Raw genomic sequence first — 17,047 nt, forward strand, 5'->3', positions numbered from 1 at the left:
ACACCCCCTAACTCATCTCTATCATAACTATCTTTCAGGAGTGAATTTTTTGACTACAGTCCGATCCATTTTCCTTTAGCAACTGAGTGGAGGCAGAGCTTCCGCCGATCAATTCACCTTTCTCATTAAATAATGGATGGCAGGTAACATCATACTCTTGAATACTGCCTGATTGAGGAAAGGCAATCTTTTTTCTAATCGATTTACATTGTTTGATAACCTCTTGTTTCATTCTCGTTAGCTCTCTGGTCCCATCATTATCAACCAACTCTACATCCTTTCTGCCAATTACGTAAATAGGATCAAAATCTGGATGGGGATTGAAAATCCATGTGTATCTAAGCTCTAAGTCAAAATGGGCAACAACCATGGGGGAATCTTGCAGGGCAAAATAAAACGGACTAACCTCTAATTCGAAAATGGAAACATGAAAATTCAGTAAATCGGCCAAATCTTCTGCAAGCTTCCTACTTGGTACTCTCACACCATTTTCAATCTTTGAATAATAGGATCTGTCGATGTGAACTAGATGTGCAATCTCTTCTTGGCTATATCCTTTGATTTTTCTTAATCTTTCCAGCCAATTTCGTTTCTGCTGACTCACTCGCATCCCTCCTGCAAAGCAACCTTTCTAGTTCTATTATACTGATTCTAATTTCAAAAACTATGTGACTATTTTGTCACTATTGCAAAAATACGTAAAACCGACTAAAAGACCCATAATTAAGGAAAAATCAGAAAATATTTTCTAGTAAAATGGAAGTATACCCTCTTCACTCTTTCTATTAAAAAAGAACCTTGGGAATACTCCCGAGGTTCTACTAATATTTACTAAACCAATCCGCTCCTTCATCCATGTGAACAAAGGGAATATCCGTATTCACTTCTCCGGTTATTCTTTCAAGGGCTGCATCTTCCCCCTCAAGCCACTGGGCAAAATCAAAGACAACCGGTTCCCGATCTCCCCCCAGGGCAAACCAGGCTTTCATTTCTTTCGGAAAATAAGCCGATGTATGGATGGTGCCGGCCCAGCTTCCGTATAAATCGGAGAAAACGCCTTTATCCGTGTCGTTCATTAAGCGGAAAGCTTCATGGGCATCTGTAATCTGCTTATCTTGAATGATACTCAATCGGCGTTTCGAATCGACCAGATGATTTCGATTTTCATGGGTCATCACTTCAAAATGATTCGTACATGCATTGGACTGACGAACTTCTACCCCACGTGGTGATGTTTCTACAATAAATGTTTCTCCACTTGTATCGTACACTACATAACTAAACGAATGACGATGTGGAATTTCTTTTAACATCTCAACGGCTTCCGATACATCTCCGCAAGATTCCAGAATCAATCGTCCAATCATACAGCAAATAAAGCCATCACCTGGACTTTTGCGATGCATGAAGTTATATCCGATCGCCAATCCTTTTTCATTCATGCCGTCCATTCGTCCCGTCACCCGCTGACTCGGTCCGATGATACTATATCCCCCGTCCGTCGGTTGGTAAAACGTATACCTTCCCTCATACGTCTTCGGATGATAATCATAATTCCGGATCAAATAATTTTCACCCGTCATAATCGAGCAGCCCGACTTCGTATGTTCAACACGGTATCCGCCAAACTCCTGCAGCACCTTCTCCATGGGCCACCCGAGCGCTTCCTGTAATCCGATAAGCTCATCCCATACACCCGGAGCAAATCTCATGATCGCCTGCTTCGCTTCCTCCATGTTAATCGAGAAACGGGGCTTTCTTACCTTCCACTGATTCTCCCGATTTCTCACTGTGATCGAATTCTTTATCTTTTCCCCCTGCATAAAGCCAAAATCGTAATGAGATCCCCGGAATTGAATCACATCGCTATGTATTGTTTTCATGATTGTCCCTCTTTTTTGTCAGACTGTTTTCTCTAAGGATAATAGATAAGAAGGTAAAAATAAAGAATCGGAATTCTGGTAAGTCTGCCTTTCAACTTGTGAAAATAACATACTCCTATATAAGCGGGAAATGCCTTACACGTTACCTGGATAATGATAAATCGGATAAGGTTTGGTTTGTACCTGGTACAATCACCCTCGAATGTACCAGGTACGACTATAGACCCATGTGTCTGGCATCGCCCACCTCCCATAAACACAAAAAGGAACGGCCACAATAACCGCTCCAACTTCCATCACTTCTTCTCAATAATCTCATCAATAATCCCATATTCCTTCGCCTCATAGGCACTCATGAAATAATCACGATCGGTATCAAGGGCAACTTTATCAACAGGCTGGCCCGTTTTTTCAGCAATGATTTCGTTGATGTGCTGTCTTAGCTTCAGGATCCGTTTCGCTGAAATCTCCAGGTCTGTTGCCTGCCCACGGGCGCTGCCTAAAGGCTGGTGGATCATGATTTCACTGTTTGGTAAGGCAAACCGTTTTCCCTTTGTGCCTGCAAGCAGCAGCATTGCTCCGAATGATGCCGCCATTCCGGTACAGATCGTTCGAACATCGGGACTTATATAGTTCATCGTATCAAAGATGGCGAACCCTGCTGAAGTGGAGCCACCGGGGCTATTGATATATAAGGAAATGTCTTTCTCCGGATCGTCTGCAGCCAGGAATAATAGCTGCGCGACGATACTGTTTGCCATCTGGTCATTCACTTCATCACTCACCATGATGATCCGGTCTTTTAACAATCGCGAATAAATATCGTAGGATCGTTCCCCTTTGCTTGACTGTTCAATGACATAAGGTATGGTATTCATCCTTACTTCCTCCTTCATTCGTTATGCAGCTAGTGAGAGGACGCTTGAAGGAGAGCCAGACGTTCGTACAATTCGGCCTTGGACTGGAGCATGTGCAAGCAGGATTGGAATGTATGCCAAAAGGAGGCTTGGATCCTGAGCCATTAGGCTGCGGTATAAAATTGCGTTCAACTCTTCCTGAAGAGCTTCATTCCAGTAGGTTTGAATGCCGCTCCCACTTTCATCATCGGAGAATTTTTTCAGCTTTTCCCTCGATCGATTCAGCAAGGCTTTCACAGCGCTTTCCGTCATCCCCAGAATATCTGCCACTTCAGAAATCTTGTATTGAAACGCCTCTTTCAAAACAAAAGTGACTAACTGTTTGGGGGTCATCTTTCTTGAAAGCTTTTCAATGGTTTCAAGACTGATTCCCTCTTTCGGAATGTCTTCAGCCTTCACTTCCGGGACACTCCCAACCGATTCCTTACTCTGCTTCCGAACTTTATCCACCCATAGATGATAAGCGATTTTATTGAGTAAAGATGATTTCCATTGTTGAGCAGGGTAATGACTCAGTGCCTTAAATAAGGACTCTTGAGCCAAGTCCTCACCGTCCCATTTGCTCTTCGTCAGAAAATAACAGTATCGATAGAGCTTGGGAACAAGCTCTTCCATGACTTCATCATTTGGCTGTCCTTCATTCTTTTTTAAACCAGACCTCGTTGGCATCGTCCTCACTCCTTTGAATCCTCTCATACTAATAACGGATGAATAGGTGAAAAAGATATGGGAGAAAGATATTTTTATTTATATTATATCCAACAGTACTGGAATGGGTCATTAATTGGTGTAGGCAGCGTGAGTTGTGCTAAAGTTGATTCATAAAAACAGGTGACGGAAAAGAGGATTAGTGATGATTTCAATACTTGTCGTGGATGACGATCCCCATTTACGTAAGCTTATACGGGTTCATTTAGAGCAGAATGGCTACTTGGTTACCGAAGCAGAAGACGGGGACGCAGCTTCTGTCATTCTTGAAGCACAGTCGATGGATCTGGCGATTGTCGATTTGATGATGCCGAATAAGGATGGTTTTCAATTGGCGAAGGAAATCAGGGAGGACTACGATATCCCGATTATTATTTTGACCGCCAAGGACAGTCTTACCGATAAAGCAAAAGGCTATGAAGCCGGGACCGATGATTATATGGTCAAGCCCTTTGAAAAAGAAGAGCTTCTCTACCGTGTACAAGCGATCCTAAGGAGATTTCATCGTGCCTCGTCACAGAAAATCCGTCTCAATGATATGATCCTTGATAAACGGTCGTACGAAGTGAAGGACGGGTCAAAGACAATCATTCTTCCTCTTAAGGAATTTGAACTATTATATTATTTAGCAAGCTTCCCTAACAGAACCTTTTCACGGGAAGAGATCATTCAACATGTATGGGGAATGGATTTTGAAGGGGATGACCGGACGATTGATGTCCATATTAAAAGGCTTCGTGAACGGTTCAGACATTCCGGTGATTTCTTGATCACTACTGTTCGTGGAGTCGGCTATAAATTGGAGGTGACTTAAAATGCGCTCGCTGTATGTCCGGATTGTTGTCGTCACCCTTCTTATCATGTTGACGAGCAGTGTCATTGCTTTCATCGGTTCGAATCTTTACTATCAACATATTTTAAAGCCAGCCAATGATGATAAAAATACTGAAATCGCGAAAGACATCGTTGGTTTATATAATGCTTCTTCCATGGATGCACCTGCTTTTTTTCATCAAACGGCGAAGCTCAGCTATCAATTTTATGTAACCGATGGTGAAGCTTCCGGAACATTCTACGGAGAAGACTTCCGTGACCGGAGCCTTTCTCCAGAAATTGTAGAAAGTGTTGTGAACGGATCCACTTACCATGGAATTGCGAATTATCCCTCTACCACATTTGTGACCGGATTTTTCTCAAACGAATTAACCAACAGCATTGGTGTTCCCATTGAAATCAATGGAGAACCCCATGCCCTGTTCATGAGACCCAATGTGAAACAACAGTTTAATGAAATTCATATTCTCCTATCTGTCCTGCTTCTTTTTACGATACTACTCAGCATGCTGATTGTGTTCTTCAGTACCCGCTATCTTGTGAAACCGATTCGGGAATTGACCGATGCCACGAAGAAAATTGCCGGCGGTGAGTATTCGGTTCAATTGAATGAAAGCCGCAAGGACGAAATCGGTACCCTTGCCCGGTCCTTTACATCCATGAGCCGGCAGCTGATGCAGGTGGAGAATATGCGACAGGAGTTCGTTTCCAATGTATCACATGAAATCCAAACGCCTCTATCCTCGATGAAAGGCTATGCCAATCTGCTTCTCTCCCCTTCCCTGTCAGAAGAGGATCGGGAACATTACTTAAAGGTGATTGAATCACAAAGCACCCGGCTGTCGAAGCTGAGCAAGCAACTGCTGACCCTCGCTTCTCTCGATAAGGATCATGGATTGATTCAACATGAACCCATTAACATGACTCAATTGCTCCATGGGCTCATGAAACAAACACGATGGCTATGGGAAAGAAAAGACCTCGCTGTGTCCATCGAAGCCGATGACGTGACATATAACGGTCACGAAGAGCTGCTCTATCAGGCATTTGAGAACCTGTTGACCAATAGTATCAAATACACTCCCCCAGGGGGCGAAATCAACCTGTTCCTTCAAACACATCAGAGGGGTTTCAAATTCATTATTCAAGACAGCGGAATCGGAATTCCTCCTGAACACCAGGTAAAGATATTTGAACGATTTTACAAAGCGGATTCCTCACGGAGTAAAGAAAAAGATAGCAGCGGCCTTGGCCTTTCCATTGTCAAAAAAATCATCACCCTGCACCATGGCGAAATCCATGTTGAGAGCGGGATCAATAAAGGAACCACCTTTACGGTGACTCTTCCTTAATCCCTTGTTCATCTTCCATTCATACTTCCCTTTTATCATGGAGGAGAAGTAATGAAAGGGAAGGTGATTTTTTTGTTTCTGGCATGGAAAGAAATGCGTTATGCGAAGATGAAGTTTTTATTAATTATTAGCATTATCACCTTAATCACAAGTCTGGTCCTATCGATCTCAGGACTTGCCAATGGATTATCGGTGGATAACGCTTCGGCTATAAAGAATATGCCGGCTGACACCTATGTGGTGGAAGCGGGCGACACACATCAGCTTGAACGATCACAGTTAACAGAACAAGATATTTCTTCTATCAAAGGTGGATCTCCTCTTGGTCTGAAAATGGTAGAGATCAATCGGGGAGACAAGACCGTGAATGTAAGCCTATTTGCCGCTGACCCCAATAGTGCTTTTATGCCGATGACAGCAGGTAACCCGAAGCTTGCACCCTACGAAGTCCTTGCTGATCCGGGCTTGAAGGATGAAGGGTTGGAGATTGGGGATTCATTCACCTACGACGACAAAAAGTGGATGATCAAAGGATTTACCGAAAAACGATTCAGCTACGGGCACACACCGGCTATTTTTACCTCTTTAGACACATGGGAGGATCTTTTTGGAGACTCGCTCACGTACCAAGCCATTCTATTTAAGAATGAAAGAACGATAGACACCCCTTCAGAAATGGATATCGCGTCTAAAGAAGACATTCTATCCAATGTGCCCGGATATTCTGCAGAGCAAGGCTCACTAAATATGATGGTGATCTTTCTGCTCATCATATCAGCGATTGTCCTAGCCACTTTCTTCTATGTCATGACCCTGCAAAAGCTTCACCAATACGGTGTTCTAAAAGCGATCGGGACGAAAGTGAGCATTCTTCTCCGTGCACTATTCGCGCAAATTTCCACCCTTACCATCGCGGGCATCGTTGCAGGGAATGTCGTCACCTATGTACTGACATTAGTGATTCCGGCAGGCGTACCTTTTGAATTGTCGATCACCATGATTCTATTCAACAGTGCATTAATTCTGCTGATGGCGTGGATCGGTTCACTCCTATCCTTTAGAAGCATTGTGACTGTGGATCCATTACAAGCAATCGGGAGTGTGAAATAAGATGACAGCCATTTTAGAGTTAAATGATGTGAGCAAATCATATGAACAGGGAAATGAGAAGCTGACGGTATTGGACCGTGTATCCATGAGGGTAAATCCAGGTGAGTTCGGTGCCATATTAGGACCTTCCGGATCGGGAAAAAGCACGCTCCTTTCCATCATAGGAGCCTTAACCCGTCCATCTGGTGGAGAAGTGAAAATGAATGGGCGAAACGTCCACGATCTCAACGAAAAAGAACAAACATCCCTTCGCCTCAAGGAAATCGGCTTTATCTTTCAACAATCAAACCTGGTTCCTTTTTTAACAGTGGAAGAGCAATTAATGTTTGTAGGAAAGCTGAATAATCAGGGGGACAGTCTTCGGAAACGAGCAGGGGAATTATTGTCTCATCTTGGATTGGAAGAACGCTGCTCCCATTATCCTGAACAACTGTCAGGTGGTGAGCAGCAGCGGGTTGCCATCGCCCGTGCCCTTATGAACGAACCGAGATTGATTCTTGCGGATGAACCCACTGCAAGCCTTGATCAAGCCCGCGGTAAGGCCGTAGTGGAACTTCTAGCCAAGGAAACGAAGGAAAGAAATATCGCCACCATCATGGTGACGCATGATGAAACGATGATCGGGCATTGTGACTGGGTGTACCGGATGACGTAAGAAGTAAGTGCCTGACATATCAAGAGTCAGGCACTTTTTTATCATGAACTCTTTATCTCCAACAATTCCTTTAATTTCTCCGGCTCATCCACTCTTAAGGCAACTTCTGATACCAGCTGTTTTCTCCCCATAAACATTGTCGCTTCCACAGGTTCCTTCAGAAACAGCACCACCTGTGGATGGATCTCTTCAAAGTCTTTATGCATGAAAACGAGTGCTTCTTTGCCCGGCTCTTTTCCCCATTCGATTTTTTCAATTTGATTAAGGGGGAAGTCTGTTCGTTGCATCAATCCCTGCGTCACATAAAGATGACCATTTTTCACTTCCAGTGGATGCAGTCTGGTAATCTGAATTTCAGCTATAAACAATAGAACGGTATAAACGTTCAGAATCAAGAGAATGAAAGACAGAATCGGCAGCTTGGAATGAAGCCACCAGTGGATACCGATCGTCTCGATCACGACGGCATGGATGAGCATGATATTCATGGCAACGGCACTGGTCTTATGATGCATCGTTACAGCCCCGGCATGGAGAGGCGGTTTGCGGCGCCAGCTGAATAGAGCATAGTAAACCATTAATACCTCTGAGGAAAGGATCCGGATCAGAATGTGACCGGTTACTTTCTTCTCTACTGCCGGCAGGAAAGAAAAGATCGGTCCCACGCCAAGTAATCTCATGGCAGATCGAATTTCGGGAAATTTTCGAATGGTGAGGAAGATAAGTCCCAACTCTGCTGCCAGGAATAATACTTCTACTCCTATCCCGGAATATAACAGGATGGTAAACGGTGCAAATAATTCTTCAGGAATGATAAACCTTGCTAACACAAGGCCGAATACCATCAACCCAATGACTTGCTTCTTCGACAGTTTAAACGCGGCATAGGCAAGGGCAGGGGAAATAATCATCAAATCCAGTAGAGATCCTATGACTACCCCACTTTCCAACTCAATAGAAAGAAACTGTTGAACCAATGGTTGATACAATAAAAGATTACTAAGGAGAACAACACCTAGCAGGGCGATCGCCCATCTCGCTAATTTTGTTTCAGGCAGGACCATGAAAACTCCCCTCTCCCAACATTAATTCCATATACTTACATTATAACTCTTCCAGCTTTTTTCGGAAATCTTCATCTCTCAAAATTTTCAAATTGAATCCGTTTAAATTGTTTAAGATCTTTTGACGTTCCACTTCCTCGAGATCATTGGCAAAAAAGACGATCTCCGTCGAGTTTCCATCTCTATCTGTTGCATAGGCAGCATTTGTGGCAACGAATAATGTAGACCCGCCTTTTTTCCCAGCATGCATTAACCATTCCTGGTTCTTAGGATTCTCCATCATTCCTTCCATCACTGCATCCAATCTTTCCTGGGTTCCTATTGAAAAATACGTCTTTGAATTCAGTTTCCTCATGATTTCTGCATATTCAGCCGTCGTACTTTTCGTCAGTCTGTCTGACCATATTTTCTGAAGGGACTTGTCCGAATGACTATTTTCAATGTATATATGCTTTTCTCCTTTTGTCAAAGAAGTGAAAATCCTATGGGAATGATCGATGTACTCTTCATTAGACATCTCTCTCAGTTTGTTTTCTATCTGTTTCTCTGAATAAGCAGGATACTCATTTTTTAAATAGGCGGGTATCAGCATGGCTGAACTGATGGGGTATAGATGCTCGTGCTGATCCATTTTCAGCTCTATCAGTACTTTATTGATGTTCTCGATTCCCAGAAGGTTCATCATATATTCGGTGTTAGCATTGGAGCTGAATAAAATCATGCCTTTCACGACATTTTCCAGGGTTGTAGATCCTTCTCGAAGCAACCCTTCTCCTTTGGAGTAATCAATCCAGGTCTCATGGGCTTCCCCGTCTGTATTAGGAATATAATATTGATCTAATTGTTCTAATGATACCTTTTTTGACGGATCTATTTTTCCTTCATCACACTGTTTCGCGTACTCAATTGCTATTATGATTTTCACCGTACTTGCTAACGGGAACATATTATTTTCCCGGATAGCAGTTACGGTTTGTCCGTTCCGTGATACGGTTAAGCTGCTATTATGGTGCTTCTTTAAGTAGTTTAATAGATATTCTGGATCTTCTTTAGTTAAATAGTGTCTTGCTGCAACGATTACACCGATTCCAATGACAAAACAGACACCGACTATAATGAAAGCAATCTTCATTCCGTTCACCCCTGTCATAACCTTGTTAGTATATCTACGAATGAAAAATGGGAAATGTTTCATTTTATCTCTCTATATAAAAAAATACCCATCCATTTATTCAGGATGGGTATTTTCCAATTATGCTTCCTGCCTTTTGGCTGCTTGATTATTTTTCAAGAACATATAAAACGAAGCCGCAAAGATGATGATGTATCCGATGACACTCAACACATCCGGTATCTGCCCGAATAAGAAGATGCTGATCATGGCGGAATACACGACGGTTGAATAGAAAAAGATTGATATTTCCCTTGCCGGTGCGAACCTGTAGGCAATCGTGATTCCGAACTGACCCACTGTCGCAAATACACCTGCGGATAACAGATAGATCCACTGTTTCACGCTCATCGGTTCATAAAAGCCAATTACGAACGGGAGAAGCACAACGGTCGTAAAGAAAGAAAAGTAAAAGACGACCGTATAAAATTTCTCCCTGCTCCCTAACACACGAAGGACCGTGTATGCCCCTGCTGCGAAAATAGCCGAGAAAACCCCTGCGAGATAAGGGATGGTATCGAAGGAAAAGGCAGGCTTGATGATGAACAGTGTTCCGATAAACGCAATGATGATGGCCACCACCTGGAACACCCGGGTCCTCTCCCTCAAGAAAATAGCCGAGAAGATGATGGTCAGAAAGGGACTGAGCTTGTTCAACATATCGGCATCTGATAACACCAGATGGTCAATCGCATAGAAGAACAAGACGATCCCGACAGCTCCTAAACTGGAGCGCAGTAACAGCAGCTTCTGATTTTCTTTCTTCCCGAATAAACGTTCCTTATGATACCGGACAAAACCAAATGCGATAAATGCAGAAACAATGTTCCTGAAAAATGTTTTTTGTATCGTCGGCACATCTCCTGACAGCTTCACAAATGCCGCCATCAAGGAGAAGCCAAACGCTGATAGAAGTAATAGGAGTATTCCTTTATTTCGATCTGACATAACTTCCTCCAATGATTGAACGATTTAGCAACTTAGATAGTGTAACAAATTCGTTGTGATTGTTGGAGGGATTTGGCTTGTTTTTTTAAAAACTCCCTATACAAAAGAAAAACACTCATCCCAAAATAGAAATTGTGATTTACATGTGACTTAATGGCAGCATGATTAACAGGAGTGAGTCAAGAGCGCCCAGAGAAAGTATTGGAACATGATGATATTTACATGATTGCCATAATGGAAAGAGTGAAAAACGATGTTGCTTTTCAATAATAACAAAAAAACCTGACCGCCAGCATTAAACCAGCAATCAGGCCCAAATCAACTTTATTGATCATCCACAATAATATACGTAGCCTTAACGGGACCATGCACACCCACAATCAAATTCATTTCAATATCGGCACTGTTGCTTGGACCCGATATGAAGTTCACGCAGGATGCGACTCGTTCACCGCTTTCGATTTTATTGTGAATGTCCCTGGCCACTTGGGTCATTCTTGGGACGATTGTACTCTTGGGGATGATGGCAATGTAGATTGCAGGCAGCAGGCTGACTGCACGTCCCTTGCCATCATCACTATATAAGACAACCGTCCCTGACTCGGCAAGTGTGGCATCACTAAAGGTTATACCGATATCAGCAGTTGCTGAATAAGCCAGATTCTCTTCTCCGCCATTGCGATCCCATATGCGGACATCTATCCCGTCATCTCCCAAATCAGATAGACCAAACTCGGCAAATCGAGGGTCATCCCAGGTCACAACAGTTTTCCCACCGTAACTCCTTATGAGATGGGGGATCAGAGTGGACAACTCTGAAGCAACGGTTTCATGTACGTCGGTATGAATGAACTGACACTGCTTCTTTAATACGTCAACGAGCTGATCCTGAGAGTAATCTTTGTACACTTCCCATTGCGGGTTATGATTCCATTGAGGCTTGTCTACGTGAGATTTCCGCTCTCTTCCCAGGTGACCGGCCAGGTTATTCAAAAACGAATCACGATTTTTAATATTACCTATGCTCATCTGCTTTTCCCCCTTTCTGTCTCTTTTTATACCAATCTCTGAATCGATCTTTCTTCGGAGCAGGAAATTCACGGGATTCAGTCCAGTTTTTCAATGGCCCCGGGCCGTTTGAGATCTTCCCGTCTTTTGTAAAAGCAGCAAGTGTTGTTGGTGCGAGTCTGGACCCGATATTGTACATGGCTGGTGAAGCCGTTCCGAGACTGAAGGCCTTCATGGATAAATTTTCAAAAATAGGAGCCTTCCCTTCCTTCTCCACGATTTCCTGACGATGGCGCAGTAAATGTTCGTGAAGTGGAATTTTCACCGGGCATGCTTCCGTACAAGCCCCGCATAATGTGGATGCATAGGGCAGCTCTTTGTAGTCTTCATATCCACCAAGAAGCGGAGACAACACAGCTCCGACAGGTCCAGGGTAAATCGATCCATACGAGTGGCCCCCGACATGTCGATATACAGGACACACATTGATGCAGGCTGCACAACGAATACAATGTAGAATCGATTGGAAGGCGGTACCCAGGATTTTCGAACGGCCATTGTCGACGATGACAAGGTGGAACTCCTCAGGTCCATCCACTTCCCCTTCTTGTTTAGGACCCGTCAGAGCGGTGATATAGCTTGTCAGCTTTTGCCCGACTGCGGCACGGGTCAGCAGGCTTACGAGGACATCCATCTCTTCCCATGTCGGGACAATCCGCTCCATTCCCATCACGGTAATCTGCGTTTTCGGCACGGTCGTCACCATACGGGCATTCCCTTCATTTGTCACAAGAGAGATTGTTCCTGATTCGGCAATGGCGAAATTACATCCTGTTATGCCGATATCAGCCTGAAGGAATTCTTCCCTTAACTTTTCTCTTGCGAAAAAAGCCAGTTCTTCCGGTTTTTCTGTCTTGTCATACCCGAGTTTATTTCGAAACACTTCACGGATTTGTTCCTTATTTTTATGAAGGGCAGGAGTCACGATATGCGAAGGTGGATCGTGATCATCGACTTGAAGAATCCACTCCCCAAGGTCACTCTCAACAACTTCGCATCCCGCTTTTTCCAAGGCTTCATTCATATTGATTTCTTCTGTCACCATGGACTTCGATTTAACGACTTTCTTACCGTCCTTCTTTTTCACAACATTTGTAATGTATTCATTGGCCTCTTCTGCTGTTTCGGCAAAAAATACATGGCCGCCGCGTTTGGCTACATTCTCGCTCAATTGCTCAAGATAGTAATCAAGATTTTCAATGGTGTGGGAACGAATCTCTTCCCCGAGCTTACGCCACTCTTCCCAATTACCCAATTCTTCCGCCGCGTTTAACCGGCCATTCCGGAAACGCCCTTGGGCAGAGGAAACGGCTCCCCTCATAAACGTATCGGCAAGTCCGCTTGATACTCGGTCGTTAAAGGATTGATTTCCTATTTTCATCGCCATTTGCCTTCCTCCTTTCTTATCGACTATTCAATACAGAAGCTATATGCATGACTTTTACCGGCTTGCCCTGTCTCTCAATGCGTCCACCAATATTCATCAGGCATCCACAATCAGCACCTATTAAAATATCAGCTTCCGTTTCTTCTACATGCTGCACCTTTTCATCTACCATTTGCTCTGAAATCGGGGTCATTTTCACCGAGAATGTCCCACCAAATCCGCAGCAATCATGACGATGCGGCAGCGGTTTCATTTCTAAGCCTTCCACATGACTTAGGAGTTTCATAGGTGCTTCCTTCACACCCAGCAGGCGCGTCATATGGCACGATGTATGATAGGTGGCCTTCCCATCGAGCTTCGCACCTACATCCTCCACTCCCAGCACATCAACGATAAATTGAGTAAGCTCATACGTTTTATCCGCTAATTCCTGAGCACGCTTCTCCCATTCAAGGTCCCCTTTAAAAAGATGGGGATACTCCTTGAACATGGTTCCGCATGACCCGGACGGAGTAATCACATAGTCCGAGTTCTCAAAAACGGAAATCATATGCTTCATTGATTCCTTCGCCTTCGCTACATATCCACTGTTATAAGCAGGCTGACCGCAGCACGTCTGCTTCTCTGGAAAATCAACCTCACAGCCAAGCCTTTCAAGTAGTTCAACCGTATCCATTCCCACATCGGTCTGAAATATGTCTATTAAACAAGTCACAAATAATGATACTTTCATAGACCTCACCTTTACTTTCCGAAGAAATTCATTCATTGGAATTCTCTGCTAGTTCACTCATAGTACTAGTGTAAAACGTAGATGATGTTAAGTCAACAGGTCATCAGATGACTTAATGTGAATCATCTTCTAGTATGGAAATTCGATGCTTTAGTTAGTAATTCCTTTTTAAATGATGTTGGTATTTAAATTCAACTGTTAAATTTCGATCGAATGTTGACTGCTGATTATTGTACTGAATGCAGCTGCTGATTTTTCCCGTTTTTTCAGCAGCTGAAACAAAGCAAGCTCACCACGAATGGGAGCCTGCTACACGGCAATACCTTATGCTGTTTTCCCGATTTCTTTCAAGTCTCTCTTGCTTTGTTTTTGTCCTTTTATGATAAGGCTCACAATCAACACGATGATTCCAGCGAGGAACAAGGTGCCAATGTTAAAGCCGATTCCGTTAATCAGGACATATCCAATCCCTCCGGCAAATAGGACGTAAAAGCCCATTGGAATGAGTGTCTTTCTAATCAGATTTCCTTCTTTTCCGATTAATCCTGCAGCAGACGAAGCAGCCACGACATTATGAACGCAAATCATGTTCCCTGCGGCCCCTCCCACTGCCTGCAGAGCAACAATCACGGCAGGAGTCGCCAGGATATTATCCGCTACTCCAAATTGGAAAAGAGAAAACATCATATTGCTCACGGTGTTACTTCCGGCAGCAAAGGCACCTATTGCCCCGATCGTAGGAGCTGCCAGTGGCCAATAGCTTCCGAACACATTGGAAATCCCTTCGGCTAACACCAATGGCATACTTGCATACTCTGCAGCATTGACACCTGAATTGATGAATACCTGAACCATTGGTACGGCGAAGATTAAAGCCGCCATGGCGCTGACGATGGTCTTAAATGAATCTTTAACGGCGTGTCCGTAATCTTTCATATTCATTTTATAGATGAATATGCTGATCAGCGAAACGAAGATGAAAATCGTTCCGGGTATGTTCAAGGGTTTTGATGCAACGGAGATCGTCGTACCAAATACATTGTCTGCAGATAAAACCCAGGCCTGGATCCAGTCTGTGAATGGCAGCGATTTTAATCTCGTAAGAACCAATAGGACTGCTACTAAAATATAGGGCATCCAAGCTGCAAGAAAAGAAATGTTTTTCTTTGGCTTTTCTGTTTCGTCAATCGTAAGAGAACCATTCCACGCCGGGTCCCAATTAGATGCTTTGTCAAAGTCCCATGTTCGCTTAGGAATGAATAATCCTTTTTTAGCAGCCGGCACCACGATGGCCAGGCCGACTAAACCTCCGATCAAGGAAGGAAATTCCGGTCCAAGAAGATTTGCGACAAGAGCATAGGGAATCGTAAACGCCAATCCTGCAAAAATAGCAAACTTCCAAACGGCCAATCCTTCTTTGATGGATTTATTTTTTCCAAAGAAGTACGTAAGCATGGTGACCATAAAGAGGGGGATGAAGATGCCGATGATCCCATGAATGATGGCGACCTGGCCTCCGATCCCATTTATGTAAGCATCCATGGTCGTTCCTTGTTCTGCCACGTATCGCTGAACTAAAGATGAATCCTTTAACCCTGTATTCACTCCGATGAGAATGGGAGTTCCAACCGCCCCAAAGGAAACGGGAGTCGATTGCAGAATAAGGGCCACCATGACGGCGCCCATGGCCGGAAAACCGATTGCAACGAGGAGTGGACCAACGATGGTCGCTGGTGCACCCCATCCTGCGGCTCCTTCCAGGAAAGCTCCGAATAACCAGCAAACGATGATTGTCTGCACGCGCCGGTCAGGTGAAATACTCGTGAATCCTTTGCGGATCGTGAAAACAGCCCCACTTTCCTTTAACGTATTCAATAACAGAATCGCTCCGAATACGATGACGGCTACCTCCAGTGCGGTTACTACCCCTTTCACACTTGCGGCTGCAACCTGATTCCCCGGTACTTCCCACACAAGCATGGCCATCAACACGGTCACAATCAACGAAACAGGCATCGCTCTCTTTGCCGGCCATCTCAATACAACTAAAAACAAGAAAACCGAAAAAATAGGCATGGCCGCCAACAAAGCTAACATACCAACACTCATCCTAACTTCCCCCTCTAATAGTAAAATTGATTTCCTCCCACAAACTCCCCAACTAATTAATCATGTTAACAGGTCATCAGATGACTAATGTATATTTAACAGTATAATTAAAACGCTTACACACCACAACCTTATTTTTGTAATTTTATAAAAAATCAAGAGGGACGGACCTCCATCAAAGCGCAATCCCTGTTAAATCAAGGTTTGGTCTTTTTGGGAGGTCCGTCCCTCTTATTCTTGGATGTCCTCGAAGTATTTCATGAGGACTTCTTCGACGCTATGGAGGTGGTTAAGCATGAGTTGCTGTGCTTTTTGGCCGTCTTTTGCTTCGATGGCTTCGTAGATGTTTTGGTGTTCTTGGTATAAGCGATCTAAGGTCGACTTTTTGGAATACAGCCATAGGCGGCGCGTTTCTCTCATGGTAGTGACCATCATTTCCGACACATTGTTCATGAGACCCGTCAGCAACTCATTTTGTGAAGCTTTGGCAATTGCCATGTGGAAACGGAAATCTGCTTCTTCTCCGAGCTCTTCATCACTGGCTGATTGCATCTGATCTAAAGCTGTTTTTATTTCTTTTAATTGTTCTTCAGTTCTTCTCGAAGCGGCCGCTTCAACGGCGCCTACCTCCAGTATTCTCCGCACTTCCAGCAATTGTTTCACGTCATCTTTTTTCATTAAGGCTGCAATATATATGGGTAGGGAAAGCATACTTGAATCGAACTCCCTTACATAGGTACCTTCTCCCTGATGCATTTCAACTAATCCCATCGCCCGTAACGCACTCAAAGCTTCACGGACAGCCGAGCGGCCCACTTGAAAATTCTCAGCCAGCTGCTGAACGGAATCCAGCTTGTCCCCTGACTTTAACTGACCCGATTTAATCATATCGATTAAAACCTCAGCTACTTCTTCGTATATTTTTCGCGGTTTAATTCGTTTATAATTCAATCGTATTCACCCCAATATGTATGTATATATGATTCTATAGTATTATGCGTGGGGGGACAATAATGAAGGTAGCCGTTATTGATTGAAGAACGAGGGAAGGATGGTGGATTTTTTTCAGGAATGGTAAAAGGTGAATGTTTATTGAAAAGGATTCGAA

At 43.8% G+C, this 17,047-nt stretch carries 16 protein-coding genes; 4 read left to right on the forward strand and 12 right to left on the reverse strand.

Annotated elements, in window-relative coordinates; translation table 11 throughout:
- Nucleotides 1-34: 34 nt before the first annotated feature.
- From DET59_RS13195 to DET59_RS13210, 4 genes are all read right to left on the reverse strand, one after another.
- Nucleotides 35-604, reverse strand: a complete 570-nt coding sequence (locus tag DET59_RS13195; RefSeq protein WP_397540943.1) for a helix-turn-helix domain-containing protein — start codon at nt 602-604, stop codon at nt 35-37.
- A gap of 217 nt (nt 605-821) precedes the next feature.
- Nucleotides 822-1,883 carry a C45 family autoproteolytic acyltransferase/hydrolase gene (locus DET59_RS13200; RefSeq protein WP_113970120.1) on the reverse strand — a complete coding sequence of 354 codons (1,062 nt, stop codon included), beginning with the start codon at nt 1,881-1,883 and terminating at the stop codon, nt 822-824.
- Nucleotides 1,884-2,179: 296 nt separating this feature from the next.
- Nucleotides 2,180-2,779, reverse strand: coding sequence for an ATP-dependent Clp endopeptidase proteolytic subunit ClpP (clpP, locus tag DET59_RS13205; protein WP_309472477.1), 600 nt, complete (start codon nt 2,777-2,779; stop codon nt 2,180-2,182).
- A gap of 3 nt (nt 2,780-2,782) precedes the next feature.
- Nucleotides 2,783-3,469, reverse strand: a complete 687-nt coding sequence (locus DET59_RS13210) for a sigma factor-like helix-turn-helix DNA-binding protein (RefSeq protein ID WP_181778152.1) — start codon at nt 3,467-3,469, stop codon at nt 2,783-2,785.
- 184 nt (nt 3,470-3,653) lie between these two features.
- Here DET59_RS13210 and DET59_RS13215 point away from each other — a divergent pair, with 184 nt between their 5' ends.
- From DET59_RS13215 to DET59_RS13230, 4 genes are read left to right on the forward strand one after another with little or no spacing between them, the layout of a single operon-like run.
- On the forward strand, nt 3,654-4,322 hold the full coding sequence (locus DET59_RS13215; protein WP_113970123.1) for a response regulator transcription factor: 669 nt from the start codon (nt 3,654-3,656) through the stop codon (nt 4,320-4,322).
- Nucleotide 4,323: 1 nt separating this feature from the next.
- Complete coding sequence (locus tag DET59_RS13220; RefSeq protein WP_113970124.1) at nt 4,324-5,694, forward strand: sensor histidine kinase; 1,371 nt, start codon at nt 4,324-4,326, stop codon at nt 5,692-5,694.
- A gap of 51 nt (nt 5,695-5,745) precedes the next feature.
- A complete protein-coding gene (locus DET59_RS13225) occupies nt 5,746-6,804 on the forward strand; it encodes an ABC transporter permease (RefSeq protein WP_113970125.1) in 1,059 nt (352 codons plus the stop codon).
- A 1-nt stretch (nt 6,805) separates the two neighbouring features.
- Nucleotides 6,806-7,459, forward strand: a complete 654-nt coding sequence (locus DET59_RS13230) for an ABC transporter ATP-binding protein (protein WP_113970126.1) — start codon at nt 6,806-6,808, stop codon at nt 7,457-7,459.
- Nucleotides 7,460-7,500: 41 nt separating this feature from the next.
- On the opposite strand, the gene DET59_RS13235 is transcribed toward DET59_RS13230, so the two are convergent.
- From DET59_RS13235 to DET59_RS13270, 8 genes are all read right to left on the reverse strand, one after another.
- Nucleotides 7,501-8,523: a beta-carotene 15,15'-monooxygenase gene (locus tag DET59_RS13235; protein ID WP_113970127.1), complete on the reverse strand. Its 1,023-nt coding sequence runs from the start codon at nt 8,521-8,523 to the stop codon at nt 7,501-7,503.
- A gap of 40 nt (nt 8,524-8,563) precedes the next feature.
- Nucleotides 8,564-9,655 (reverse strand): serine hydrolase, encoded by a 1,092-nt coding sequence (locus DET59_RS13240; protein ID WP_113970128.1) that lies wholly within the window; start codon nt 9,653-9,655, stop codon nt 8,564-8,566.
- A gap of 120 nt (nt 9,656-9,775) precedes the next feature.
- The gene (locus DET59_RS13245; RefSeq protein WP_113970129.1) at nt 9,776-10,642 is read right to left on the reverse strand and encodes a DMT family transporter; all 867 of its coding nucleotides are present in this window, start codon (nt 10,640-10,642) and stop codon (nt 9,776-9,778) included.
- Between the two features lie 324 nt (nt 10,643-10,966).
- Complete coding sequence (locus DET59_RS13250; RefSeq protein WP_113970130.1) at nt 10,967-11,671, reverse strand: LutC/YkgG family protein; 705 nt, start codon at nt 11,669-11,671, stop codon at nt 10,967-10,969.
- A complete protein-coding gene (locus DET59_RS13255) occupies nt 11,658-13,097 on the reverse strand; it encodes a LutB/LldF family L-lactate oxidation iron-sulfur protein (RefSeq protein WP_113970131.1) in 1,440 nt (479 codons plus the stop codon). Before DET59_RS13255 ends, DET59_RS13250 begins: the two co-directional genes overlap by 14 nt.
- A gap of 16 nt (nt 13,098-13,113) precedes the next feature.
- Nucleotides 13,114-13,830: a (Fe-S)-binding protein gene (locus DET59_RS13260; protein WP_113970132.1), complete on the reverse strand. Its 717-nt coding sequence runs from the start codon at nt 13,828-13,830 to the stop codon at nt 13,114-13,116.
- 324 nt (nt 13,831-14,154) lie between these two features.
- On the reverse strand, nt 14,155-15,939 hold the full coding sequence (locus tag DET59_RS13265; RefSeq protein WP_113970133.1) for an L-lactate permease: 1,785 nt from the start codon (nt 15,937-15,939) through the stop codon (nt 14,155-14,157).
- Between the two features lie 231 nt (nt 15,940-16,170).
- Entirely contained in the window at nt 16,171-16,890 is a 720-nt protein-coding gene (locus DET59_RS13270) for a FadR/GntR family transcriptional regulator (RefSeq protein WP_113970134.1), read from the reverse strand.
- Nucleotides 16,891-17,047 lie beyond the last annotated feature (157 nt).

This window comes from Rossellomorea aquimaris (assembly GCF_003315075.1).
GTDB lineage: Bacteria > Bacillota > Bacilli > Bacillales > Bacillaceae_B > Rossellomorea > Rossellomorea aquimaris_C.